The organism is Neisseria weixii (genome assembly GCF_002327085.1).
GTDB lineage: Bacteria > Pseudomonadota > Gammaproteobacteria > Burkholderiales > Neisseriaceae > Neisseria > Neisseria weixii.
Genome location: NZ_CP023429.1, coordinates 430421 through 454153 on the forward strand (window position 1 = coordinate 430421; position 23733 = coordinate 454153).

22 protein-coding genes, 1 pseudogene and 2 riboswitches are annotated in these 23733 nt (G+C 50.2%); of the genes and pseudogenes, 16 read left to right on the forward strand and 7 right to left on the reverse strand.

Annotation, left to right across the window (positions count from 1 at the left end; translation table 11 throughout):
* Positions 1-171: 171 nt before the first annotated feature.
* From CGZ65_RS02235 to CGZ65_RS02245, 3 genes are all read right to left on the reverse strand, one after another.
* Positions 172-531 carry a YbaN family protein gene (locus tag CGZ65_RS02235; protein ID WP_198345366.1) on the reverse strand — a complete coding sequence of 120 codons (360 nt, stop codon included), beginning with the start codon at positions 529-531 and terminating at the stop codon, positions 172-174.
* 8 nt (positions 532-539) lie between these two features.
* Positions 540-1112, reverse strand: coding sequence for a DUF1415 domain-containing protein (locus tag CGZ65_RS02240; protein ID WP_096294652.1), 573 nt, complete (start codon positions 1110-1112; stop codon positions 540-542).
* Between the two features lie 98 nt (positions 1113-1210).
* Positions 1211-1693, reverse strand: coding sequence for an Lrp/AsnC family transcriptional regulator (locus CGZ65_RS02245; RefSeq protein ID WP_096294653.1), 483 nt, complete (start codon positions 1691-1693; stop codon positions 1211-1213).
* 261 nt (positions 1694-1954) lie between these two features.
* Positions 1955-2050: riboswitch (glycine riboswitch) on the forward strand.
* Positions 2051-2215: riboswitch (glycine riboswitch) on the forward strand.
* A 57-nt stretch (positions 2216-2272) separates the two neighbouring features.
* Between CGZ65_RS02245 and gcvT the strand changes: the two genes are divergently transcribed.
* The 7 genes from gcvT to gcvP all read left to right on the forward strand — a co-directional run bounded on the left by gcvT (position 2273) and on the right by gcvP (position 9261).
* On the forward strand, positions 2273-3373 hold the full coding sequence (gcvT, locus tag CGZ65_RS02250; protein WP_096294654.1) for a glycine cleavage system aminomethyltransferase GcvT: 1101 nt from the start codon (positions 2273-2275) through the stop codon (positions 3371-3373).
* Positions 3374-3432: 59 nt separating this feature from the next.
* Positions 3433-3561, forward strand: coding sequence for a hypothetical protein (locus tag CGZ65_RS14545; RefSeq protein WP_269768620.1), 129 nt, complete (start codon positions 3433-3435; stop codon positions 3559-3561).
* A gap of 39 nt (positions 3562-3600) precedes the next feature.
* Complete coding sequence (gene gcvH / locus CGZ65_RS02255; RefSeq protein ID WP_096294655.1) at positions 3601-3984, forward strand: glycine cleavage system protein GcvH; 384 nt, start codon at positions 3601-3603, stop codon at positions 3982-3984.
* A gap of 480 nt (positions 3985-4464) precedes the next feature.
* A complete protein-coding gene (locus CGZ65_RS02260; protein ID WP_096294656.1) occupies positions 4465-5016 on the forward strand; it encodes a DNA-3-methyladenine glycosylase I in 552 nt (183 codons plus the stop codon).
* Between the two features lie 139 nt (positions 5017-5155).
* Positions 5156-5323, forward strand: coding sequence for a hypothetical protein (locus tag CGZ65_RS13680; RefSeq protein WP_232507489.1), 168 nt, complete (start codon positions 5156-5158; stop codon positions 5321-5323).
* Complete coding sequence (locus tag CGZ65_RS02265; RefSeq protein WP_232507490.1) at positions 5293-6309, forward strand: MFS transporter; 1017 nt, start codon at positions 5293-5295, stop codon at positions 6307-6309. Before CGZ65_RS13680 ends, CGZ65_RS02265 begins: the two co-directional genes overlap by 31 nt.
* Before the next feature lie 102 nt (positions 6310-6411).
* Positions 6412-9261, forward strand: coding sequence for an aminomethyl-transferring glycine dehydrogenase (gcvP, locus tag CGZ65_RS02270; RefSeq protein ID WP_096294657.1), 2850 nt, complete (start codon positions 6412-6414; stop codon positions 9259-9261).
* 123 nt (positions 9262-9384) lie between these two features.
* On the opposite strand, the gene CGZ65_RS02275 is transcribed toward gcvP, so the two are convergent.
* Positions 9385-10527 carry an extracellular solute-binding protein gene (locus tag CGZ65_RS02275; RefSeq protein WP_096296067.1) on the reverse strand — a complete coding sequence of 381 codons (1143 nt, stop codon included), beginning with the start codon at positions 10525-10527 and terminating at the stop codon, positions 9385-9387.
* 306 nt (positions 10528-10833) lie between these two features.
* Between CGZ65_RS02275 and rpsT the strand changes: the two genes are divergently transcribed.
* The 5 genes and pseudogenes from rpsT (at position 10834) to lpxH (ending at position 16075) form a co-directional block, all read left to right on the forward strand.
* Positions 10834-11097 (forward strand): 30S ribosomal protein S20, encoded by a 264-nt coding sequence (gene rpsT, locus CGZ65_RS02280; RefSeq protein WP_096294658.1) that lies wholly within the window; start codon positions 10834-10836, stop codon positions 11095-11097.
* A gap of 244 nt (positions 11098-11341) precedes the next feature.
* Positions 11342-12486: pseudogene (locus CGZ65_RS02285) on the forward strand (phospholipase A).
* A 160-nt stretch (positions 12487-12646) separates the two neighbouring features.
* Positions 12647-13345 (forward strand): DUF502 domain-containing protein, encoded by a 699-nt coding sequence (locus CGZ65_RS02290; protein WP_096294659.1) that lies wholly within the window; start codon positions 12647-12649, stop codon positions 13343-13345.
* Between the two features lie 103 nt (positions 13346-13448).
* Entirely contained in the window at positions 13449-15257 is a 1809-nt protein-coding gene (aspS, locus tag CGZ65_RS02295) for an aspartate--tRNA ligase (RefSeq protein WP_096294660.1), read from the forward strand.
* A gap of 110 nt (positions 15258-15367) precedes the next feature.
* Positions 15368-16075 carry a UDP-2,3-diacylglucosamine diphosphatase gene (gene lpxH / locus CGZ65_RS02300; RefSeq protein WP_096296068.1) on the forward strand — a complete coding sequence of 236 codons (708 nt, stop codon included), beginning with the start codon at positions 15368-15370 and terminating at the stop codon, positions 16073-16075.
* Positions 16076-16171: 96 nt separating this feature from the next.
* On the opposite strand, the gene CGZ65_RS02305 is transcribed toward lpxH, so the two are convergent.
* From CGZ65_RS02305 to secA, 3 genes are all read right to left on the reverse strand, one after another.
* The gene (locus CGZ65_RS02305; RefSeq protein WP_096294661.1) at positions 16172-16630 is read right to left on the reverse strand and encodes a ProQ/FINO family protein; all 459 of its coding nucleotides are present in this window, start codon (positions 16628-16630) and stop codon (positions 16172-16174) included.
* Between the two features lie 155 nt (positions 16631-16785).
* Positions 16786-17883, reverse strand: coding sequence for a chorismate synthase (gene aroC / locus CGZ65_RS02310; protein ID WP_096294662.1), 1098 nt, complete (start codon positions 17881-17883; stop codon positions 16786-16788).
* A 233-nt stretch (positions 17884-18116) separates the two neighbouring features.
* A complete protein-coding gene (secA, locus tag CGZ65_RS02315; RefSeq protein ID WP_096294663.1) occupies positions 18117-20873 on the reverse strand; it encodes a preprotein translocase subunit SecA in 2757 nt (918 codons plus the stop codon).
* Positions 20874-21026: 153 nt separating this feature from the next.
* Here secA and CGZ65_RS02320 point away from each other — a divergent pair, with 153 nt between their 5' ends.
* The 4 genes from CGZ65_RS02320 (at position 21027) to CGZ65_RS02335 (ending at position 23617) form a co-directional block, all read left to right on the forward strand.
* On the forward strand, positions 21027-21455 hold the full coding sequence (locus tag CGZ65_RS02320; RefSeq protein ID WP_096294664.1) for a DciA family protein: 429 nt from the start codon (positions 21027-21029) through the stop codon (positions 21453-21455).
* Between the two features lie 234 nt (positions 21456-21689).
* Complete coding sequence (azu, locus tag CGZ65_RS02325; RefSeq protein ID WP_096294665.1) at positions 21690-22268, forward strand: azurin; 579 nt, start codon at positions 21690-21692, stop codon at positions 22266-22268.
* A gap of 168 nt (positions 22269-22436) precedes the next feature.
* Positions 22437-22898 (forward strand): hemerythrin domain-containing protein, encoded by a 462-nt coding sequence (locus tag CGZ65_RS02330; RefSeq protein WP_096296069.1) that lies wholly within the window; start codon positions 22437-22439, stop codon positions 22896-22898.
* A 101-nt stretch (positions 22899-22999) separates the two neighbouring features.
* Positions 23000-23617: an HI_0552 family protein gene (locus CGZ65_RS02335; RefSeq protein ID WP_096294666.1), complete on the forward strand. Its 618-nt coding sequence runs from the start codon at positions 23000-23002 to the stop codon at positions 23615-23617.
* The last annotated feature ends 116 nt before the right edge of the window (positions 23618-23733 follow it).

Genomic DNA, 23733 nt, shown 5'->3' on the forward strand with positions numbered 1-23733 from the left:
TTTTTTGTGAAATTGCCCAATTCTTTTGGCATAGAGAGAAAAATTCTTTAAAACAGCAGTTTAATGAAATGTTAACTATATAATAAAATACTATCAGAAAATATTGTTAAATTGCTTTTAACACTTTTTTGCAAGGATTCGACAATAAGGCCGTCGGAGAACAGGCTGATTTTATGCTTCCGGCAAGCGAATCATCCAGATGGCCACGCAGACGCAAAAGGTGGAAGAAGCCGCGCCTATCCACCAGCGTTCAGGAAACTGCCAAAATAAAAACAGACAGGAAAACGTCATCATACCCACGGCCAATATTTTTGCTTTACGCGGCACTGCGCGGTTGCGCTCCCAGTTTTGTACCATCGGGCCGAAATAGCGATGCTGGTGCAGCCAGCGGTGAAAGCGCGGAGAGGCTTTTGCCCAGCACGCCGCCGCCAGTAAGACAAAAGGCGTGGTCGGCAAAACGGGCAGAAAAATACCGAGCACGCCCAAGGCCAAAGCCAGTGCGCCGCAAAGCCAATAAATATAACGGATGATCATGAGGTTTATTCAGATTGATGAAACGGGCAGCGCGGAATATCCAATCGATTCCAGCCTTCTTGGCCCATGTTTTCCAGTAGCGCGATATTACGCTCAAAAATTGCCGTCGCATCGGGAAAGGCTTCGGCTGCTTTAGCGATACTGTCTTCTCGAATCAGATGCAGTGTCGGGTAAGGTGACCGGTTGGTGTAGTTGCTGATGTCGTCGGCTTCGGTATCGGCAAACTGGAAATCAGGGTGAAACGGCGCAATCTGAATCACGCCTTCCAATCGGTTATCCGCGACTGCTTCATCGGCGATGTCGAGCATATCGTTAAACAGCAGAAAATCGCCGAATAAGGCCGGATGCACCAATAAAGTGGTTTCCAATTCTTCGGCCGAAGTATTGCCCAAACGTTGTAATTCACGGTCTAAATCTTCTAAGAAACCGTCTAAATGTTTGGCTTCGCTGACCACAATACGTACGCGGTCTTTGACATATGGCGCTTTGGCAAAAGGGCAGAGGTTTAAACCAATCACGGCTTTTTCCAGCCATTGTTTGGTGTGCTTGATAACGGTTTCGGTGCTTGGCGTGTTCATTAGATGGAGATGGTGTTTATAAGAGTAATTCTCAATTATAGCAAATAACAAGGCCGTCTGAACGAGTTTCAGACGGCCTTGTTATATTGGCGCAAAGATTAATCTTGCTGCAAATGCGACAGCGGCAGGGCAGTGGTGTTTTTAATTTCTTTCAACACAAAGCTCGATTGCGCGTCTTGCACGCCGTGGTGTGACAACAATGTATCCAGCACAAAATGCGAGAAAGAATTCATATCGGTGAAAAACGCGTGCAACAGATAATCGGTTTCACCGGTCAGCGCAAAGCAGCTCAATACTTCCGGCCAGTTTTGCACCGCTTGCGAGAAATCGTCACGCGCATCAGCCGCTTTGCTGATGGAGACGCGGATAAACGCCTGCAAGCCCAGTTCGACGGAAACCGGCGACAACAATGCGGCGTATTTGCGGATGATGCCGGCATCTTCCAATTGTTTCAGACGGCGTAAACACGGAGAAGGAGAGAGGGCGACACGTTCGGAAAGCTCGACATTGGTCAAGCGGCCGTTTTCCTGCAAAACCTGCAAAATTTTAAGGTCTGTTTTATCCAGAGTGATTTGACCCATTAGCTGGTTCCCTTTATGCTTTAGATTATGATGCCGCTTGATTGTTTTGAAACAGAAAACAAAGCGACTGCTGTAATCTTAAGCTAAATAAACTTAACATACAATAGTTCAAGAAAAGAAACTTTTCAAAAATAATCTGTGTTAAAACAGCGTACTTTCGGAAAATTAATTTATCAAACCTATTAATAATCATATTTTGATAGATTGTGTAAAAATAATCCCAAAGAATGCTTGCCCCGGAAAAAGAATCACGCCATAATCAAAAAACGTGCAGGAGAGCGCTGCTGACAACTACAGGCAGCCACCGAAGGCGCAGATGCCCTTAAATCGCTCAGGTAAAAGGACTGCTCGTTGAAATAAAACATCTGGAGAGCGGTACGATGTCACATCATGCCCACCGAAGGGGAGAAGGCCGTCTGAGCCACCATTCAGACATCCGTTGCCAAATGGCACGCAATGAGCAGATTGCGGTCGGAACGACACGGCGCCGAAAATCTCAGGTTCAAGGACAGATAGGGTCATGCGCGCAGATAAAAACAGCAACGTGCGATGACGCTAAAATATACTGGAGAACTTGATATGACTGCCCCCAACATCACCCCTTTTCATCAAAACCACATCGAAGCAGGCGGCAAGCTGGTTGATTTTGCCGGCTGGGAATTGCCTGTGAATTATGGTTCGCAAATCGCCGAACACGAAGCCGTGCGCACTGATGCCGGTATGTTCGACGTATCCCATATGCTGGTTACCGACGTGGCCGGCGAACAAGCCAAAGCCTTTTTCCGCAAATTATTGGCCAATGATGTCGATAAATTAGCCTTTGTCGGCAAAGCCTTATATTCTGCCTTGTTAAACGACCACGGCGGCGTCATTGATGACTTAATCGTCTATCGCATGAACGAAGCCGAAACGCAATACCGCATCGTCTCCAACGGCGCAACCCGCGAAAAAGACAGCGCCCAATTCCAAAAAATCGGCCAAGCATTCGGCGTAAACTTAACGCCGCGCACCGATTTGGCGATGCTGGCGGTGCAAGGTCCGAAAGCAGTTGAGAAATTATTGAGCGTCAAACCGGAATGGGCGGAGCAGGTGAGCGCACTGAAACCATTCCAAGGCCACGATTTCGGCGATGATTGGTTTGTCGCCCGCACCGGCTACACCGGCGAAGACGGCGTGGAAGTGATTTTGCCGGTAAACCAAGCCCCTGAATTTTTCAAAGCCCTGCAGGCGGCAGGTGTGCAGCCTTGCGGTTTGGGCGCACGCGATACCTTGCGCATGGAAGCAGGCATGAATCTTTACGGCAACGATATGGACGACGACACCAGCCCGCTTGAAGCCGGTATGGGCTGGACGGTTGATTTAAAAGATGAAACCCGCGATTTTGTCGGCAAGGCTGCTTTAGTTGCGCTGAAAGAAAAAGGCGTGGCGGTGAAACAAGTCGGCCTGCTGCTGGATAAAGGCGGCGTGTTGCGCGCAGGTATGGAAGTCGTGACCGACAAAGGCAACGGCATCACCACCAGCGGCGTGTTTTCCCCAAGCCTGAAACAATCCATTGCCATCGCCCGCGTACCGAAAGACTTTGACGGCGAAGTGGCTAAAGTGTTGATTCGCGGTAAGGAAGTCGATGTGCGCGTATTGAAACTGCCGTTTGTGCGCAACGGTCAGAAACAGTTTGCCTGACGGCTCGCACGGCTTAGCCTCGTGAGGCCGTCTGAAAGATAATGAACGGTATATATGAAGTGGAACAAAGTATTATTTTTTTTAATGATGTTTCAGCATTCCTGAATTTGGCCGGTTGCGATGCCAAGGATCGCTGCCTGGATCAGGGCGGCAGTTACAGCGAAGCGGCTGGAAAATGTAAAAAATAATGTCGGATTTTAATCTAACCTACTCTTGGAGAACACAAAATGAGCAATATCCCAGCAGAATTGAAATATGTTGCCAGCCACGAATGGCTGCGCACCGAAGCAGACGGCACGGTGACGGTCGGCATTACCCATCACGCGCAAGAATTGTTGGGCGACATAGTGTTTATCGAGTTGCCTGAAGTCGGCGCTAATTTGGCGGCTGAAGAGCAAGCCGGTGTGGTGGAATCGGTGAAAGCCGCATCTGATGTATACGCACCGATTGCCGGTGAAATCGTGGCCGTCAACGATGATTTGCCAAGCGCTCCGGAAACCGCCAACAGCGACCCATACGGCGAAGGCTGGTTCTTTAAAATCAAACCGGCTAATCCGGCCGATCTCGACAGCTTGCTGACTGCCGAGCAATACGCCAACGAAGTCAACTAATCCGCTGTAAAAGGCCGTCTGAAAACGAAACTTCTTTTTCAGACGGCCTGATGTAGGAAATCCTAGCGTTGTTTACACTTTTGCTTTTTTGCTTGAAGACCCATTTTGGGATTTTCGAGTGTTGTCAAGAGTGCCGAAAGGCACGGTAACGCCGCATGGTTCTTGATAATGCTCAACAATCCTAAAACAATCATTTAGGCAAAAAATAAAAGCTGTTTTGCATAAAAAGTGTCAATAACCCGACAATTTTCTACACCTGAGACCTTTGCAAGATTCCTTCAAAAGCCAGCACACATAAAACCGCCGTCATTCCCGCGCAGGCGGGAATTCATTTTCGGGCATGACAAGCTATTGAATAAAATAGGTTTCTTAAATTCTGAGATGGATTTCCGCCTGCGCGGGAATGACGGCGGTTTTGGTTTTTATTAATGATTCATCAGTTTTGCAAAGGCTTCAGCCTTTGTGCATTAAAGAATCCCCATGACCTACTGCGATTTTGCCAACAGTCTGCCGCCCGATACCGACGACCCGAACAAACATTACCACGACCATCAATACGGTTTTCCGGTTGGCGATGACAATGCTTTGTTTGGCCGATTGATTTTGGAAATCAATCAAGCTGGTTTGAATTGGACATTGATGCTGAAAAAGCAGCAGGCGTTTCATACGGCCTATGCCGGTTTTGACATTGTTAAAGTGGCGGCGTTTGATGAACACGATGTCGAAAGGCTGTTGAACGATGCGGGAATTGTGCGCAACCGTTTGAAAATCAATGCGGTGATTCACAATGCGCGCGCGGTGTTGCATTTGCAGGCCGAATACGGTTCATTCAAAAACTGGCTCGATGCCCATCATCCGCGTGATAAAGCGGCGTGGGTAAAATTGTTTAAGCAGCATTTCAAATTTGCCGGCGGCGAAATTGTCGGCGAATTTTTGATGAGCACCGGTTATTTAAAAGGCGCGCATGACGAGCATTGCCCGATTTATCGGCAAACATTGGCGGCCGGAGCGAAGTGGGCAGAGGCCGTCTGAAAAGGGCGGCGCACACTTTCAGACGGCCCGCCACCATAAATTGGCCGGCTTTCATTGAGACGGAGGTTGGTAAAAGATAAGATAATTCAAATAAATAGAATAAAATCAAAACATAAAAACACATGTGAAGAAACCCATCATGAAACTGAACGGCCTGTTGAAAACGGCTATTTTGCTGACCGGTATGTCGGCATTCTTGCAGGTGTATTCCGTGCAGGCGGTGTTGCCCGTGTTGATGGCGGAATTGAACGCTACGGCGGTGCAGGCGGATTGTCGGTGGGGGCGGCGGTGTTGGGTGTGGCTTTGATGTCGCCGTTTATGGGCATGTTGTCGGATGCGTTCGGGCGTAAGCTGTTTGTGGTCGGGTCGCTGATTTATCTGGCCTTGCCGACCATGCTGCTGGCGTGGTCGCCGAATATCGAAGTGTTTACGCTGTTGCGTTTTTTGCAGGGTTTGGCGGTGCCGGGGATTACGGTGGTGCTGATTGCCTATATCGGCGAAGAGTTTACCCAAAACGAAGTCGTGCAGTTGATGACCATGTATGTGTCGGGTACGGTATTGGGCGGGTTTCTCGGCCGTTTCTTATTGGGCTATCTGACGGAGTGGTTCGACTGGCGCACGGCGTTTTATGTAATGGCGGTGTTGAGCTTGGCTTGCGCAGTGTTTGTGTGGAGGCAGCTGCCCAAATCGCAGAATTTTGTGCCGAAACCGAATTTTCAGACGGCCTTGAATATGCTGAAATCGCATTTACACAACCGTTATGTGTTTGCGGCGTGTTCACTGGGCGGCTGCGTGTTGTTTTCCTTAGTGGGCTGCTTTACCTACATCAATCTGCATCTGGCCGACGCGCCTTACCGTTTGAGCAGCAGCGCGTTGGCGAATATTTTTGCCGTGTATCTTATCGGCATGGTGATTACGCCTTTGTCGGCCAGGCTGATGACGCATTTTGGCAGCGTAAAAACGATTTTGCTGGCGGTTGGTGTATCGATGACCGGTGTGCTGCTGACTTTGGCAACCGATTTGCCGCTGATTATCGTCGGGCTGGTGTTGATGTCGTCAGGCGTGTTCATTACGCAGGCAGCGACCATCAATTACATTGCGGCCAATGTAAAAGAGGGGCGCTCGCTGGCTTCAGGCTTGTATTACATGGCGTATTACAGCGGCGGCACGTTCGGTGCGTGGCTGTGCGGTTTGGCATTTAAGGCTGCTGATTGGCATGGTGTGGTGTGGGCGTTATTGGCGGTGCAGGTGCTCGCCATCGGTATTGTGTTTAAAGGCATGAAGGCCGCCTGAAATAAGAATTTTGTTTGGCCATTATGATTTCAGACGGCCTGGACAAACCGTGTGATCAACATTCATCGGGGTATAAATCCGTTTAACAATAGAGGAATTACTATGAATTTAAATGACTTATTCGATAAAAACGAATTTTCCGCGCGCCACATCAGCTTTCGCGACCAAGAAGCGCTGTTGGCGGCGCTCGGCGAAAAAAGCATGGCGGATTTTATCGATCATACCGTGCCGCCATCTATCCGTATGCCGTCTGAACTTGATTTGCCTGAAGCGCTGACCGAAGCCGAAGCCTTGGCTAAAATCAAAGCAATTGCAGCGAAAAACAAAATCAACAAATCCTACATCGGCTTAGGTTATTATCCGACCCGTTTGCCGAATGTGATTGTGCGTAATGTGTTGGAAAATCCGGGCTGGTACACCGCCTACACGCCGTATCAAGCAGAAATCGCGCAAGGGCGCTTGGAGGCTCTGCTGAATTTCCAGCAGGTGTGTATCGATTTGAGCGGCTTTGAAGTGGCCGGCGCGTCTTTGTTGGACGAAGCGACCGCAGCCGCCGAAGCGATGGCGATGGCCAAGCGCGTGGCCAAGTCTAAATCCAACCGCTTTTTTGTCGATGAACGCGTCTATCCGCAAACGCTGGACGTAATGAAAACGCGTGCCAAATATTTTGATTTTGAATTGGTGGTGGGCGATTTTGCCGCAGCGGCAGAGGGCGAATATTTCGGTGCTTTGTTGCAATATGTCGGCAAAGACGGTGATGTGGTGGATTTGACCGATGTAATCGGCCGTCTGAAAGAAACCGGCGCGATTGTGGCGGTGGCTGCTGATGTGATGAGCTTGGTCTTGCTGAAATCGCCTGCTGAAATGGGTGCCGATATTGCCTTGGGTAACACCCAGCGTTTCGGCGTGCCGATGGGTTTCGGTGGGCCACATGCCGCGTATTTTGCCTTTAAAGACGAATTCAAACGCTCGGCACCCGGCCGCATTATCGGCGTATCGAAAGACGTTTCAGGCAAACCGGCCTTGCGCATGGCCTTATCGACCCGCGAGCAGCACATCCGCCGCGAAAAAGCCACTTCCAACATCTGTACCGCGCAAGCTTTGCTGGCGAATTTGGCCGGCATGTATGCGGTTTATCATGGGCCTGAAGGTGTGAAACGAATTGCCCAACGCATTCATGCGCTGGCTTCCGCGTTTGCCGATGCCTTGGTTTCAGACGGTCTGCAAGTTGTGCATGAAACCTTCTTTGATACCGTTTTGGTTGAGTGCGGCGACAAAGCGGCTGAGGTTTATCAAAATGCCTTAAACGCAGGCTACAACCTGCGTCGAGTAGGCGAAACCCAAATCGCAGTGGCCTTTAGCGAAGAATCGACCGTGGGCGAATTGGCGGTATTGATTGCTTTGTTTACCGGCAAAACCGATATTGATTGCCGCGGCGAAGTTACAGGCCGTCTGAAAGCAAACCTGTTGCGTCAAGACGAAATCCTCACGCATGAAGTATTCAACCGCTACCACACCGAACACGAAATGCTGCGCTACCTGAAAAAGCTGGAAGAGCGCGACTTGGCGATGAACCGCAGCATGATTTCGCTCGGCAGCTGCACCATGAAGCTCAATGCCACCAGCGAGATGATTCCGATTACCTGGCCGGAATTTGCCAATCTGCACCCGTTTGCCCCGAGCGAACAAACTGAAGGCTATCGCGAATTGCTGCAAGGTTTGCAAACCCAGCTCGAAGCGATTACCGGTTTTGATGCCATCAGTTTGCAACCGAATTCCGGCGCTTCAGGCGAATACACCGGCTTACTGGCCATCCGCCGCTACCACGAAGCCAACGGCGACGCCGAGCGCAATGTCTGCCTGATTCCGCAATCGGCGCACGGCACCAATCCCGCCACCGCCGCCATGCTCGGTATAAAAATCATCGTGGTCAAAACCGATGAAAACGGCAACGTCGATGTGGCCGATTTGCAGCAAAAAGCCGAGCAAAACAAAGACCATCTCGGCGCGCTGATGATTACCTATCCGTCCACCCACGGCGTGTACGAAGAAGGCATCCGTGATATCTGCCGCATTATCCACGACAACGGCGGCCAAGTGTATATGGACGGCGCGAACATGAACGCCCAAGTCGGCATCATGCAGCCGGCAGAAGTGGGGGCGGACGTGTTGCACATGAATCTACATAAAACCTTCTGCATTCCGCATGGCGGCGGCGGTCCGGGCATGGGACCAATCGGTTTGAAAGCCCATCTGGCACCGTTTGCCCCGAGCCACGTTGTCGCGCCGGTAGAAGGTGCAACCGAAGGCATGAGCGCCGTATCCGCCGCGCCGTATGGTTCGGCAGGGATTTTGCCGATTACTTGGATGTACATCACCATGATGGGCAAACAAGGTGTGCGCCAAGCCACCGAATGGGCGCTGCTCAATGCCAACTACGTAGCCCAAGCCTTGAGCGAAGACTATCCGATTCTCTACACCGGCAGAAACGGCCGCGTGGCGCACGAATGTATCGTCGATTTACGCCTGCTCAAAGCTGAAAGCGGTATAACCGAAACCGACATCGCCAAACGCCTGATGGACTACGGTTTCCACGCACCGACCGTTTCCTTCCCTGTGGCCGGTACGCTGATGATCGAGCCGACCGAATCGGAAAGCAAAGCTGAACTCGACCGCTTTATCGCCGCACTCAAAGCCATCAAGCAGGAAGTGTTGAAAGTGCAAAACGGCGACTGGCCGAAAGACGACAATCCGCTGGTCAACGCGCCGCATACATCGTTTAACGTCGCCGCCGAAGAATGGACGCATCCATACAGCCGCGAAGAAGCCGTATTCCCACTGGCTTATGTGCGCGAAAACAAATTCTGGCCGAGCGTGAACCGTGTGGACGATGTGTATGGCGACCGCCATTTGGTGTGTTCTTGCCCGCCGATGGAAGCGTATGAGGATTGATTCGGGTAGGGCAGGTGTGAACCTGCCTTATGTTGAATCATAAAAAATGCCGTCTTAAACAATATTTTCAGACGGCATTTTTAGTTGGCAAAAACGAAGCGGATTAAGCAAAAACGAAGCGGATTAATTAGAACCCACTTTGATTTTTTGCCACAGGTTTACGGTCAGCTTCTTCGCATCCGCGCTCATTTGCGGCATCACAAAACCGTTTTGCATGTCTTCCTTGGTTGGGAAAATCGAACGGGTTTCTACCAACTCTTTCGGCATTTTCTCACGTGCAGGCAAGCTGGCAGGGGCGAAGGTGACGGCGATGCCGTTCTTCGCTGCAATGTCGGCATCCAGCGTGTAGTTGATGTATTTGTGGGCGTTTTCGATGTTTTTCGCATCGGCAGGAATCAACCAAGATTCAATCCAGAAGCCCATGCCTTTAGGGGTCAATACTTCGATGCCGACATTGTTGTTGACTTCTTCCGAACGGGCCTTAGCCAAGTTCAGGTCGCCACCATTACCGGCTGCCAAGCACACGTCGCCGCGTGCCAATTCGTCAATTACTGACGGGCTGAAGCGTTTCACGTCAGGACGCACGGCTTTCAATACTTCGGCTGCGGCGTTGATGTCGTCGGTGCTGGTGCCTTTAGGATCTTTGCCCAAGTAGTTCAATACAATCGGGAACATTTCAGACGGCGTATCCCACAAGGCGATGCCGCATGATTTCAGTTTGCTGGTGTATTCCGGTTTGAACAATAAATCCCAGCCGTTTTCAGGCAGTTGGCCGCCCAGCAGCTCTTTACCTTTGGCGGTAATGGCCAAAGTATTCACGCCTGAGAAGTAAGGCACGGCGTATTCGTTGCCCGGGTCGGCTGTTTCCAGCATTTTCAGCAGCTCAGGGTCGATGTTTTTGTAGTTTGGGATCAGGTCTTTATTGACTTTTTGGTAGGCGCCGGCTTCGATTTGGCGCGGTAAAAAGGCGATACCCGGTACAACGAGGTCGTAGCCTGATTTGCCGGTCAGCATTTTGGCTTCTAGGGTTTCGTTGTTTTCATACAAATCGTAGGTCAGCTTCAAATTGTTTTGTTTTTTGAAGTCTTCGACGGTGGTTTCGTCCACGTAGTTTGACCAGTTGTAGATGTTTAAGGTGTCGGTAGCGGCTGCTTCAGCATTGGCAGCAGGCGCGCTGCCTGCTTGAGGTTGCTCGGCTTTTTTCTCGCCACCGCCGCACGCGGCCAGTGACAATGCGGCCAATACGGCTAATACGGATTTTTTCATACGGGTTGGTTTCCTGATGAAAGAGTTGAAATAAAAAGAAACAGGCTTGCCCATAAACACCCCGGCAAGCTGCAAGGCCATTGTAATGTAAGCTTGATGAAAATCAAAGCCATATCGGGCAATTTATGCAAAAAATTCTATTGATTGCTTCGTAAAGGCAAGAGTGTGGCCACGGAGCGGTGTGGCTTTTGGGCGAACTCACGGAGCGAATCGGTAAGTTTACAGAGAAAAGACTTGCATATAGGGGCAATCGTCTTTAAAATTGCGCGTTTACAGAATTTATTTTTCATTCAGGAGATATTTAATATGGCAAACAGCGCACAAGCCCGTAAACGTGCCCGCCAGTCGGTTAAACAACGCGCCCACAACGCTAGCTTGCGTACTGCATTCCGCACTGCAATCAAAAAAGTGTTGAAAGCTGTTGAAGCTGGTGACAAAGCTGCCGCTCAAGCAACTTACCGCGAATCAGTAAAAATTATTGACCGCATTGCTGATAAAGGCGTGTTCCACAAAAACAAAGCTGCCCGTCACAAGAGTCGTTTGTCTGCTAAAGTGAAAGCCTTGGCTTAAATCTTTTGCAGCCAGCCGCATAAGGCGGCAACTCTGTAGGTGGCGACACCTGCACTAAGCGACTGCCCCTGACCGTAAAGGTATTTCAGGGGCATTGCTGCATCTTACACACAGTGATTATTTTTTCAGACGGCCTTAATTAAATGAATGCCGTCTGAAAAATAACGCGACATATCGGGTTGATTCGGATAATTCGGCCAAGCGAAAAGCCGGCAGATTATGCTGATTGACGTAAACGGTGAACATGATGTTGAAACATTATTTATGGGGAGGAGCGGGCTGCATATTGGCTACACCTGCCGCTTGGGCTTTGGATGCGGCTGCGTTGCAATGCGCCGCCATAGTCGATAACGCTATGCGTTTGGCCTGTTACGATAAAATTTATGCCGCACAGTTGCCGCCATCGCAGCCTATGGTAGCCTCAGATACCTTAGATACCAAGCAGCCTGTGGATTTGGCGCAAACGGTTAATGCCAGCATCGAAAATAAAGAAACCACTATTGTTTTTGACGAGAAGACCGATGAGCAACTGCTTTCCGAATCGGCTTTGCGAGATGCTGCCGACGCCTATACGCCTTTGAGCATGATGTTTGACTTAGATGCTAATGATGCGCGCGGCTTGCTTTCTGTTCGTGAACATAATCCGATGTATCTGATGCCTGCTTGGTACAATTCCAGCCCGAATTACTATCCGGAATCGCCTTCACGTGGTGTAACCGCGGAAGAAAAGTTTACCGAGCAGAAGCGGTTAGAAGCGAAAATGCAAGTGTCGTTCAAAAGCAAGCTGATGGAAGACGTGTTTAAAACGCGTGCGGATTTGTGGTTTGGCTATACGCAAAAATCTGATTGGCAGCTGTACAACCAGGGCAGAAAATCGGCGCCGTTTCGCAATACCGATTACGAGCCGGAAGTATTCCTGACCCAGCCGGTGAAGCTCGATTTGCCGTTTGGCGGTAAATTGCGCATGGTTGGCGCCGGCTTTGCCCATCAATCCAATGGTCAGAGCCGCCCGAGTCGCGTTCGTGGAACCGTATTTATGCCATGGCCGGTATGGAATGGGATAGATTGACCGTGATTCCGCGCGTTTGGTTACGCACCGATGCCAATGGCGGTGAAGACGATAATCCGGATATTTCCGATTACATGGGCTATGGTGATTTAAAAGTGCAATACCGTCTCAACGACAAGCAAAACGTCTATTCCGTATTGCGTTACAACCCGAAAACCGGCCACGGTGCGGTCGAAGCCGCGTACACCTTTCCGCTTAAAGGCAAGCTCAAAGGTGTGGTGCGCGGTTTTCATGGGTATGGTGAGAGCTTGATTGACTACAACCACAAGCAAAACGGCATCGGTTTCGGCTTGATGTTCAACGATTGGGACGGCATTTAAACTACGGTTGGCAACAGCAGTTAAGCAGGCTTGTGCGCATGACTCATGCAAGCATAAGCGTTTATGCCGCAAACCATGAAAAACACTCGTTTCTTACCGCCCAAGCGCGTATAATAGCGCGTTTGGGCGGTCATATTGCGTATTTGACGGATAGAAAAACATGGCAGAACAACCAGCGGAAAGCGGTACAATTGCTAAATCATTAAAAAGATACCTGATTACAGGTATTTTGGTGTGGTTGCCGATTGCAGTCACCATTTGGGTGATTACCTACATCATCACCGCCGCCGACCAATTGATTAATCTTTTGCCGGTATATTGGCAGCCGCAGCATTTCTTAGGTTTTAATATTCCCGGCTTGGGCGTGATTGTGGCGATTGTCGTGTTGTTTGTCACCGGCCTTTTCGGTGCCAACGTTTTAGGCAAACGCATCATTTCCGCTTGGGACGGCATACTCGGCCGCATTCCGGTGGTGAAATCGATTTATTCCAGCGTGAAAAAAGTATCGGAATCTTTGCTGTCCGACGGCAGCCGCTCGTTTAAAACGCCGGTATTAATCCCTTTCCCTCAGCCGAATATTTGGACGCTGGCGTTTGTTTCCGGCCATATTCCCGATTCGGTAAAAGCATCGCTACCGCAAGGTGATGAATACATTTCGGTGTATGTGCCGACCACGCCCAACCCGACCGGCGGCTATTACATCATGGTGAAAAAAAGCGACATCCGCGAGCTCAATATGAGCGTGGACGAAGCCCTGAAATATGTGATTTCGCTGGGTATGGTAATGCCTGATGAACATGTGCCTAAAGTATTGGCGGATGATGCGGGCAAGCCTTTATCAGAAGCTACTGAACAGTAAGTAATACAGGCCGAAACCTTTGCAAAGATCTCGGACCGTCTGAAACTTTCAGACGGCATAACCATTTCAAAACAAATTAAATCAAACACAAAAAGGTGATTTTATGCGTACCAATTATTGCGGCTTAATCAGCGAGCAATATTTAGACCAAACCGTAACCGTCAAAGGTTGGGTGCATCGTCGTCGCGACCACGGCGGCGTGATTTTTATCGACTTGCGCGACCGTGAAGGCATTGTTCAGGTCGTGATTGATCCGGATACCAAAGAGGCATTTGAAACCGCCGATTCTGCGCGTAACGAATACGTGTTGAGCATTACCGGCCGCGTGCGCAACCGTCCGGAAGGTACGACCAACGACAAAATGGTATCCGGCAAAATCGAAATCTTGGCCAAAGAAATCGAAGTATTTAATACTGCTGCCACGCCGCCGTTCCAAATCGACGATGAAAGCATCAGCGAAAACGTGCGCCTGACCAACCGTGTGATTGATTTGCGCCGTCCGGTGATGCAAAACAACCTCAAACTGCGCTATAAAGTGGCCATGGGCGTGCGCCGTTTCTTGGACGACCAAGGCTTTATCGATATTGAAACGCCGATGTTGACCCGTTCGACCCCTGAGGGTGCGCGCGATTATCTGGTGCCGAGCCGCGTGCATCCGGGCGAGTTTTTTGCATTGCCGCAATCACCGCAATTGTTTAAGCAATTGCTGATGGTGGCCGGTTTCGACCGTTATTACCAAATTACTAAGTGCTTCCGCGATGAAGACTTGCGTGCCGACCGCCAACCCGAATTTACCCAAATCGACTTGGAAACCTCGTTTTTGAACGAGGACGAAATCATGGATATCACCGAAGCGATGGCCAAAAAAGTATTCCAAGACGCCATCGGCGTAGAATTGGCTGATTTTCCGCGTATGCCGTTTAGCGAAGCCATGTTCTATTATGGCTCCGATAAACCGGATTTGCGCATCAGCCTGAAATTCACCGAATTGACCGACTTGATGAAAACGGAAGAATTTAAAGTTTTCCGTGGCGCAGCCGACATGAAAGGCGGCCGTGTGGTGGCTTTGCGCGTGCCGGGCGGTGCCAAATTGAGCCGTAAAGAAATCGACGATTACACCAAATTCGTCGGCATTTACGGTGCCAAAGGCTTGGCCTACATCAAGGTAAACGATGTGACCAACCTGAGCAACGGCGAAGACAGCGGCTTGCAATCACCGATTGTGAAATTCCTGTCTGAAAACGCCTTGAAACAAATCATCGCCCAAACCGAAGCACAAAACGGCGACATCATTTTCTTCGGTGCCGACAAAGCCAAAATCGTGAACGAAGCCATCGGTGCATTGCGCATCAAAGTGGGCTTGGAACACGGTAAAGAAAACGGCTATTTTGCCGATGAATGGAAACCCTTGTGGGTGGTTGACTTCCCAATGTTCGAATACGATGATGAAGCAGACCGCTACACCGCCGTACACCATCCGTTTACCGCGCCGAAAGAAGGCCATGAAAACCTGATGGAAAGCCAACCGGAAAACTGCTTGGCACGCGCCTACGATATGGTGTTGAACGGCTGGGAAATCGGCGGCGGCTCAATCCGTATCCATCGTGCTGACGTGCAGGAAAAAGTGTTTGCCGCGCTGAAGATTACGCCGGAAGAGCAGCAAGAAAAATTCGGCTTCCTGCTGGATAATCTGAAATTCGGCGCGCCGCCGCATGGTGGTTTGGCTTTCGGTCTCGACCGTTTGGTGGCCTTGATGACCGGCGCCGAATCGATTCGCGATGTGATTGCCTTCCCGAAAACCCAACGTGCGCAATGTCTGCTGACCAACGCGCCAAACGTGGTGGACGACAAGCAATTGCGCGAATTGAGCCTGCGTTTGCGTCAAAAAGCCACCGACAACAAAGAAGCTTAATTCCCGCTTGATTGAAGGCCGTCTGAAAGAGTGATTCTTTCAGACGGCCTTTATATACACAGGCCGTCTGAAAATTTATAATGGCTGAAATTGATTTTATGAACCCTTCCATGCCGATTTATTTTATTGCCGATGTACATTTGAGCGAATCACGCCCCGAGCTGACGGCGTTGTTTCTGCGTTTTATGCAGGAGAAAGCACCGCAGGCGCAGGCGGTGTATATTTTGGGCGATTTGTTTGATTTTTGGGTCGGCGATGATGAAACGTCGCCCCTGATTGATTCGGTGAAACGAGCCATTCGCCATGTAAGCGATCAAGGTGTGGCCTGTTATTTTCAGCACGGCAACCGTGATTTTATGATTGGCGAACGTTTTACGCAGGCATGTGGCATGAAGCTCTTACCTGATTATCAAGTGGTGGGTTTATTCGGGCAACAAGCTTTGCTGTGTCATGGCGATACTTTGTGTATTGATGATGTGCGTTATCAGCAGTTTCGCAAAAAAGTGCATCAGAAATGGCGGCAGAAGCTGTTTTTGATGCTGCCGTTGTCGGTACGCTTGAAAATCGCCCATAAAATCCGCCACACCAGCAAGCAGGACAAACAGCAAAAATCGGCTGAAATCATGGACGTAAATCCTGAGTTTACTGCGAAAATCGCCAGGCAATATGGTGTGTCGCTGTTGATTCACGGCCATACCCATCGGGAAAATATCCATGTAAATGAGGATCTTACCCGTATTGTGTTAGGCGATTGGAAAGCCGATTATGCTTCGGTATTAAACGTGGATGAACAAGGCTTTGAATTCGTCAGAGAGTAATGAGAAGAATCAGTTAATCTTTATAAATACAAATGTTAGGCCGTCTGAAAATCGAAAATTTTCAGACGGCCTTTTTATATATTAGAAAAAGCGTGATTAAGCTTCGGTTTGTTTTTCAGCAGCAGGAGCGGCTTCCGCCACGGTTTCAGCGGCAGGCACTTCGGCTTGTTCGGCGGCTTTGGCTGCTTGGCGTTCGGCTTGCGCGGCCATGGCTTGCTGCACGGCAGGGTGTTGCTGCGCAATCGCTTGTTCTTCCGGGCTCACTTCGCCTTTGAAACGGTTGTTCAAATCAAAGCGTTTGCCGCCGCGAGCCAATGCTTTCAGATAGCGCGGACGGCGGCAGTGGTTTGCCAATACGCGGGCAATCAGGCTGGCGTCGTATTGCGGCAGGGCGGCAACTAAGTCTTGGTCGATACCGACAGCCAGCGGTTTGAAGCGCTTGAATACGTCGTATTTGCTGTAAATATGATCGGCAATCATGTCGGTTTGTTTCTTTTTGCTCATGGTTTGGACGGCGGTTTTGAGTGCGGCGCCCAAAGCGGTTTCTTGTGTCATGTTGTCTGTATTCCTGTCAATCTGAAGCCGTGCGCTCCCTAGTACACGGCAAATGCTTGCCATTGTAGTATAAAGTGGCTGATTAGGCGAAGTTTTTGTGTGTGAATTTGTTCAGACGGCCTGATTTATCCTACTAGGCCGCCTGAACATGTGGATTATTTGAAACGGGCGATGTCGGGCGTGTTGACGCTGACATCGGCATTTTGGGCGCGGTGGCGCAAGGCATGATCCATCAGCACCAAGGCCAACATAGCTTCGGCAATGGGTGCGGCGCGCAAGCCGACGCAAGGGTCGTGGCGGCCGTGGGTGGCGATTTCGACCGGCTTGCCGTCGATGTCGATGCTGCGGCGCGGCGTGGCAATCGAGCTGGTCGGCTTGATGGCGATGTTGACGTGGATGTCTTGGCCGGTGGAAATCCCGCCGAGAATACCGCCGGCGTGGTTACTCAAGAAGCCTTCTGCTGTGAGTTCGTCACCGTGCTCGCTACCGCGTTGTGTCACGCAATCAAAACCGGCACCGATTTCCACGCCTTTAACGGCATTGATGTTCATCATAGCGTGGGCGATGTCGGCATCAAGGCGGTCAAACACCGGTTCGCCTAAGCCGACCGGAATGTTTTTCGCTTCGATGTGCAGCTTCGCGCCGACAGAATCCAGAGATTTACGCACGCTGTCCATATAGTCTTCCAATTCTTCGATTTGGCTTTGGTTGGCGGCGAAGAACGGGTTTTGACTGATGAAGGCTAAGTTTTCAAAACGGATGGCTTTTTCGCCGACTTGGGTCACATAGCCGGTGATTTCGGTGCCGAATTGCTCCTTCAGCCATTTTTTTGCCACCGCACCGGCGGCTACGCGGGCAGCGGTTTCACGGGCGGAAGAGCGGCCGCCGCCACGGTAGTCGCGCGTACCGTATTTGTGCCAATAGGTGTAGTCGGCGTGGCCGGGACGGAATTGCTGCGCGATGTTGCCATAATCTTTGCTGCGCTGGTCGGTGTTGCGAATCAGCAGGGCAATCGGTGTGCCGGTGGTTTTGCCTTCGAACACGCCGGATAGGATTTCCACCTGGTCGGCTTCGCGGCGCTGGGTTACATGGCGGCTGGTGCCGGGTTTGCGGCGGTCAAGGTCGGCTTGGATGTCGGCTTCTGTGAGCGGCAATCCGGGCGGACAGCCGTCGATAATGCATCCCAAAGCGGGGCCGTGGCTTTCGCCGAAGGTGGTGACGGTGAAGAGTTGTCCGAAAGTGTTGCCTGCCATAATTCTGCTCTAAAAATGTTGTTAAACGAATGGGCTGAATTTTAACATAAAGGCCGTCTGAAACGGATTTTGTTTTCAGACGGCCTGATTGGGTAAATTGATACGATACATTAAAAATATCGTTTTTGAGCATAATGATTCTTTAAAGCAAAATAAAACACACTTTACCGCGATAAAAAGGCCGTCTGAAAACGCAAAATATTTTCAGACGGCCTTGATTCATTTTTAATCAATCAGCTCAATTTACCGTGACATTGTTTGTATTTCAAGCCACTACCACATGGGCATGGGTCGTTGCGGTGAATGATTTGGCCTTTGGCGGCAAGGGCTTCCGGGCTGAAGTCGTTGCCGGCCGGATTGAAGGCACCGGCGGCCAAATCGCTTTTCGATTCGCCGAGCAATTCTTCGATATCAGGCGCATCGGAATGCATTTCCTGCATATCGGTGATTGGTTGGGCGGCAAAGTCTTCGGCAGGGGTGTCGTTGCGCTCGATTTGCACCGATGTCAGCAGCGATGCAATGTTGTGCTTAATGCCGCTCCACAGGTTTTCAAACATGGCGAAGGCTTCTCGTTTGTATTCCTGCTTCGGATTTTTTTGCGCGTAGCTGCGCAAGTGAATGCCTTGACGCAGGTAATCCATCGCCGCCAAATGTTCGCGCCATTGGTTGTCGATGACTTGCAACATGACATTGCGTTCGAAATCGGCCATTTGCTGCTCGCCGACCAATTCGACTTTCTCAGCGTATTCGGTTTCGATGTGGTCAATCAAACGCTCTTTCACATCTTGGCCATCTAAAGTATTGTCGGCTTGTAACCAGCCGGCGATGTCGGCATTCAGGCGGAAATCGGCCAGTAATTTGCTTTGCAGCGTCGGTAAATCCCATTGTTCTTCCATGGTATCCGGCGGCATGTGGGCATCGACCAAATCGCTGATGACTTCGGCACGGATGTCTTTGGTTAAATCGATAACGTCTTTATTGGTCAGGATTTCGTTGCGTTGGTGGTAAATCACTTTACGCTGGTCGTTGGCCACGTCATCGTATTCTAATACTTGTTTGCGCATATCGAAGTTGCGGCCTTCGACTTTGCGTTGCGCACCTTCGATTTGACGTGTCAGCATGCCGTGTTCGATGGCGACCCCGCGTTCCGGCGCCAAACGGTTGAGAATGGCGGCGGCACGGTCAAGGGCAAACAGTCGCAACAATGGATCTTCAAACGACAGGTAGAAACGGCTCGATCCCGGATCGCCCTGACGGCCGGCACGGCCACGCAATTGATTGTCGATACGGCGGCTTTCATGGCGTTCGGTGCCGATGATGTGCAAACCGCCCGCAGCGACCACTTGGTCGTGTTCGGCTTGCCAGCCGTTTTCCAAAGCGGCGATTTGTGCGGCTTTGTCTTTGTCGCTCAAGTTTTCGTCAGCTTGGATGGCGTCGATTTGATGCTTCAAGTTGCCGCCCAACACAATGTCGGTACCACGGCCGGCCATGTTAGTGGCCACCGTAATCGCGCCGACTTTACCGGCTTGCGCCACGATTAAGGCTTCGCGTTCGTGTTCTTTGGCGTTCAAAACGTTGTGCGGCAGGCCGGCTTTGGTTAAGAGGCGCGACACCAGTTCCGAGTTTTCGATGCTGGTCGTGCCCACCAATACCGGCTGGCCTTTGGCGTAGCATTCCTGAATGTCTTTGACCACGGCTTCGAATTTTTCGTCGGTCGAGCGGAAAATTTGGTCGTTGAAGTCTTTACGCTGAATCGGGCGGTTGGTCGGAATAATGACCGTTTCCAAGCCGTAAATGCTTTGGAATTCGAAAGCTTCAGTATCTGCGGTACCGGTCATACCTGACAGCTTGGCGTAGAGTCGGAAATAATTTTGGAATGTAATGGAAGCCAGGGTTTGGTTTTCGCGCTTGATTTCCACGCCTTCTTTGGCTTCAACGGCTTGGTGCAAACCTTCCGACCAGCGGCGGCCGGCCATCAGACGGCCTGTGAATTCATCGACAATCACGATTTCGCCGTCTTGAATCACATAATGCTGATCCAAGTGGAACAAAGTATGCGCGCGCAATGCGGCCATCAGGTGGTGCATCAGTGCGATGTTGCCGGCAGAGTAGAGCGAGTCGTTTTCGGCCAGCAAGCCCATTTGAGTCAGAATCTGCTCGGCGTGTTCGTGACCTGCTTCACTCAAAATCACTTGGTGTGCTTTTTCATCAACCCAGTAATCACCTTCGCCGTCTTCGGTTTCTTGGCGGATTAACTGTGCCGGAACGCTGTCCATCACTTGATAAAGCTGCACATTGTCATCGGCTTGGCCGGAAATAATCAGCGGAGTACGTGCTTCGTCAATCAAGATGGAATCGACTTCATCGACTACGGCAAAATTCAAATCACGCTGAACTTTATCGTATTGGTCAGTGACCATATTGTCGCGCAGGTAGTCGAAACCGAATTCGTTGTTGGTGCCGTAGGTGATGTCGGAGCCGTAAGCAGTTTGGCGGTAGAAAGGCTCCATGTCGGATACAATCACGCCCACGCTCAAGCCTAAGAAATTATATAAAGGCTCCATAATGCCTGCGTCGCGCGCGGCCAGATAATCGTTGACGGTTACAACATGTACGCCTTTTCCGGATAAGGCATTGAGGTAAACCGCCAAAGTGGCGACCAAGGTTTTACCTTCACCGGTGCGCATTTCGGCGATTTTGCCGTTGTGCAGTACCATGCCGCCGATGAGTTGCACGTCAAAGTGGCGCATGCCCAATACGCGGCGGCTGGCTTCGCGGCAGACGGCAAATGCTTCGACCAAAATATCGTCTAAAGTGGCACCGTCGGCCAAGCGTTGTTTGAATTCTGTGGTTTTCCCTTGTAATGCTTGGTCGCTCAAAGCCTGCATGTCGGTTTCAAGGGCATTGATTTTTGCGACCGATTTACGGTATTGTTTCAGCAAGCGGTCGTTGCGGCTGCCGAAGATTTTCTTTGCAATGTTTGTCAGCATGAATTGGTTCCTGCGCCTAAAAATAATGAATGGCGAAAGCTGGATTTTAACACAAGCGATTGTGTAAGGTGTTAATGCCGTCTGAAATAAAGACGGTTTTACCGTATTTCAATATTCGTTGACAAAATAACCGATAAAAAGGCCGTCTGAAACATGAATTTAGAACAATTGGGCAAGCGTGACCGACATTTGCAGGCATTGTTGCAACAAGCGCAACAGTGGCACAGGTTGGATCAGGAAGTGAAAAATATCCTGCCTGCCAATTTGCGCGCGCATTTTCAGACGGCCTGTGTCGAAAACGGCAGGCTGGTTTTGCTGGCGGCCAATAATATGGCTTCTTCGCGCTTGAAAATGATTCTGCCCTCGTTGCTGCCGCAATTGAAGCTGTTGCGCGCCGATATTGCCGATGTGCAGGTGAGGGTGTTGCCTAAGCCGCCCAAACCCGAGCGCAAAAATACCTTGCGGTTAAGCGAAGCCGCTTTGCAGAGTTTTGAAGACACCGCAGCCAAGTTGCAGGAGCAGCACCCTAAGTTGGCCGAACGCTTGGAACAACTGGCCAAAAAGCATTATGGACAAGGATAATTTGTTAAAGAAAGTTAATTTCAGAATGAAAAAATAGCCTAATTAAATAAAATAAATTCTCATTTTGTAAGTAGGTGTAAATCTTTATTTGAACTTTGATTTAAATCAAAGTTTGGAGCAGAATAAAGTCGCATACTTCTCTTTTGTTACAGAAGGCATGGCGTCTTCCGGCACAAATATTTTGGATAACTGAAACATTCTCATCATTCAATTCTCATCATTAGGAGATATTACATGAAAGCTTATTTGGCTCTGATTTCTGCCGCCGTTATTGGTTTGGCTGCCTGCTCACAAGAACCTGCCGCTCCGGCTGCACCTGCTAACGAGCCTGCGCCTGCTGCTCAAGCATCTGCTCCTGCTGAAGCTATGCCTGCTGAAGCTGCTCCGGCTTCAGAAGCCGCTGCCCCTGCGGCTGACGCTGCTGCCGGTAACTGTGGGGTTGTGGTTGAATCTAACGACGCTATGCAGTTCAACATCAAAGACATCCAAGTCAGCAAAGCATGTTCTGAATTCAGCATCACTCTCAAACACGTTGGTACTCAGCCTAAAGCCAGCATGGGTCACAACTTGGTAATTACTAAAGCTGAAGACCAAGACGGCGTATTCAAAGACGGCGTGGCTGCAGGTCCTGACGCTGAATATGTAAAACCAAATGACGAACGTATTGTTGCCGCCACCAAACTGCTTGGTGGCGGTGAAGAAGACACCATCAAAATCGACCCTGCCAAATTGGCGGACGGCAGCTACAAATTTGCTTGTACCTTCCCGGGCCACGGTGCTTTGATGAACGGTACCATCACTTTGGTTGACTAATATCTCTGTGTAACCGATTTGAATCGAACAGCCTGCCTTGTTGCGGGCTGTTTTACTTTCGCAGACCCCAAAAAAGCGTAGCCTAATCCGATAGGCTGTCTGAACATAAGGAAACCCTGCCATGAACCTGTTCAATACCCAAGCGTGACTTTTGCCCAACCCATCGACATGCTCTATGCCTGTCATGACAAAGTGCGCCGTTTTTGCAGCCAAGTCAACATGTTGCCCGATTATATTGCTGAAAACGGCCGCAACGATGTGGTGCTGCAAGCCATACGTCAAATCAGCCAATATTTCAATGTAGCGGCGCCTTTGCATCATGAGGATGAAGAAGAGAACTTTTTTCCTTTGCTGCTGCAATACGCCCCGCAAGCGCAGGAGAGTATTGACGAATTATTGCGCCAGCACGAAAGCCTGCACGCCAACTGGTCGGCGGTGGCGGATGAGTTTGCCCGATTGGAGGCCGACGCAGATCATCAGTTAGACACCGAAGTATTGCAGCGCTTTACCGCCGGATACGATGTGCATTTAGGCATTGAAGAACCGTTGTTTGAAATGGGCAAAACCTTTATTCCCAAAGAAAAGCTGACCGAAATCGGAGAAATTATGGCCGCGAGAAGACGCCAATAAAGCTTTGAAAACCCCGTTTATGATTTCAGACGGCATCAAATCACCTTAATAGGCCGTCTGAAAGCGCAAACCGTTTATTTATCCAATTAAGGAGAATGACCATGCTCACTCCTCAAAGCAGCGAACTTTTCGACATCCCTTTTTATCAGTTTGCCCAAATGAAAAAACATGCGCCGGAAATGATTGAGCCGATCAAAGCCGCGTATAAACACCATTGGCAGATTTGGCGCGAGCTTATCGGGCGTGTGGCCGATGACTTGGGCGGATCCTTCGCACCGCCGCACATCGAGCGCTGGTGTAACGGCTGGCAGGTGCGCGCGCACTTTTTCGCTTATTTCAAATACGCGCAATACCAAGATTCCGCCGCGATTATTTCCGTGTTGCTCAACCGCCGCCGTCTCACCGTCAGCCTTGATTGGCATTGCTACAAAGCCGGCGTGTCGCCCATTGCCTTGCTGCAATACAACCAATGGTTGGATGAATTAAACGCGCAAAAATACGCTGCTTTCGATATTTGGCACGGTGCGGAAGACGAATATGCCGATTACGCCACCGTAGCCGGCACGCCGTCTGAAAACATCCGCCTGCACAATGAAGACGATTTTTTCTGCATCGGCAAACACATCAAGCGCGCGGATTTGGGCAAGCAAGACGTGCAGCGATGGATTGTGGATGCGATAGAAGAATTGACTCCGCTGTATGAAGCCTGTTTTAAATAACTGTTTTCAGACGGCCTGTTGCGGGTTGCCAGATAAAGCGCATCTCGTTATCATCACCAGCATTCTCAGGCCGTCTGAAATACGGAATGCGTTTTCTTTCAGAAGGCCTTAATCTC

What these genes read in the sequence shown, in the direction of transcription:
- CGZ65_RS02240 (WP_096294652.1), bottom strand. Translation starts at nt 1,112, where the DNA reads ATGAACACGCCAAGCACCGAAACCGTTATCAAGCACACCAAACAATGG.
- CGZ65_RS02245 (WP_096294653.1), bottom strand. Translation starts at nt 1,693, where the DNA reads ATGGGTCAAATCACTCTGGATAAAACAGACCTTAAAATTTTGCAGGTT.
- gcvT (WP_096294654.1), top strand. Translation starts at nt 2,273, where the DNA reads ATGACTGCCCCCAACATCACCCCTTTTCATCAAAACCACATCGAAGCA.
- gcvH (WP_096294655.1), top strand. Translation starts at nt 3,601, where the DNA reads ATGAGCAATATCCCAGCAGAATTGAAATATGTTGCCAGCCACGAATGG.
- CGZ65_RS02260 (WP_096294656.1), top strand. Translation starts at nt 4,465, where the DNA reads ATGACCTACTGCGATTTTGCCAACAGTCTGCCGCCCGATACCGACGAC.
- CGZ65_RS13680 (WP_232507489.1), top strand. Translation starts at nt 5,156, where the DNA reads ATGAAACTGAACGGCCTGTTGAAAACGGCTATTTTGCTGACCGGTATG.
- gcvP (WP_096294657.1), top strand. Translation starts at nt 6,412, where the DNA reads ATGAATTTAAATGACTTATTCGATAAAAACGAATTTTCCGCGCGCCAC.
- CGZ65_RS02275 (WP_096296067.1), bottom strand. Translation starts at nt 10,527, where the DNA reads ATGAAAAAATCCGTATTAGCCGTATTGGCCGCATTGTCACTGGCCGCG.
- rpsT (WP_096294658.1), top strand. Translation starts at nt 10,834, where the DNA reads ATGGCAAACAGCGCACAAGCCCGTAAACGTGCCCGCCAGTCGGTTAAA.
- CGZ65_RS02290 (WP_096294659.1), top strand. Translation starts at nt 12,647, where the DNA reads ATGGCAGAACAACCAGCGGAAAGCGGTACAATTGCTAAATCATTAAAA.
- aspS (WP_096294660.1), top strand. Translation starts at nt 13,449, where the DNA reads ATGCGTACCAATTATTGCGGCTTAATCAGCGAGCAATATTTAGACCAA.
- lpxH (WP_096296068.1), top strand. Translation starts at nt 15,368, where the DNA reads ATGCCGATTTATTTTATTGCCGATGTACATTTGAGCGAATCACGCCCC.
- CGZ65_RS02305 (WP_096294661.1), bottom strand. Translation starts at nt 16,630, where the DNA reads ATGACACAAGAAACCGCTTTGGGCGCCGCACTCAAAACCGCCGTCCAA.
- aroC (WP_096294662.1), bottom strand. Translation starts at nt 17,883, where the DNA reads ATGGCAGGCAACACTTTCGGACAACTCTTCACCGTCACCACCTTCGGC.
- secA (WP_096294663.1), bottom strand. Translation starts at nt 20,873, where the DNA reads ATGCTGACAAACATTGCAAAGAAAATCTTCGGCAGCCGCAACGACCGC.
- CGZ65_RS02320 (WP_096294664.1), top strand. Translation starts at nt 21,027, where the DNA reads ATGAATTTAGAACAATTGGGCAAGCGTGACCGACATTTGCAGGCATTG.
- azu (WP_096294665.1), top strand. Translation starts at nt 21,690, where the DNA reads ATGAAAGCTTATTTGGCTCTGATTTCTGCCGCCGTTATTGGTTTGGCT.
- CGZ65_RS02330 (WP_096296069.1), top strand. Translation starts at nt 22,437, where the DNA reads ATGCTCTATGCCTGTCATGACAAAGTGCGCCGTTTTTGCAGCCAAGTC.
- CGZ65_RS02335 (WP_096294666.1), top strand. Translation starts at nt 23,000, where the DNA reads ATGCTCACTCCTCAAAGCAGCGAACTTTTCGACATCCCTTTTTATCAG.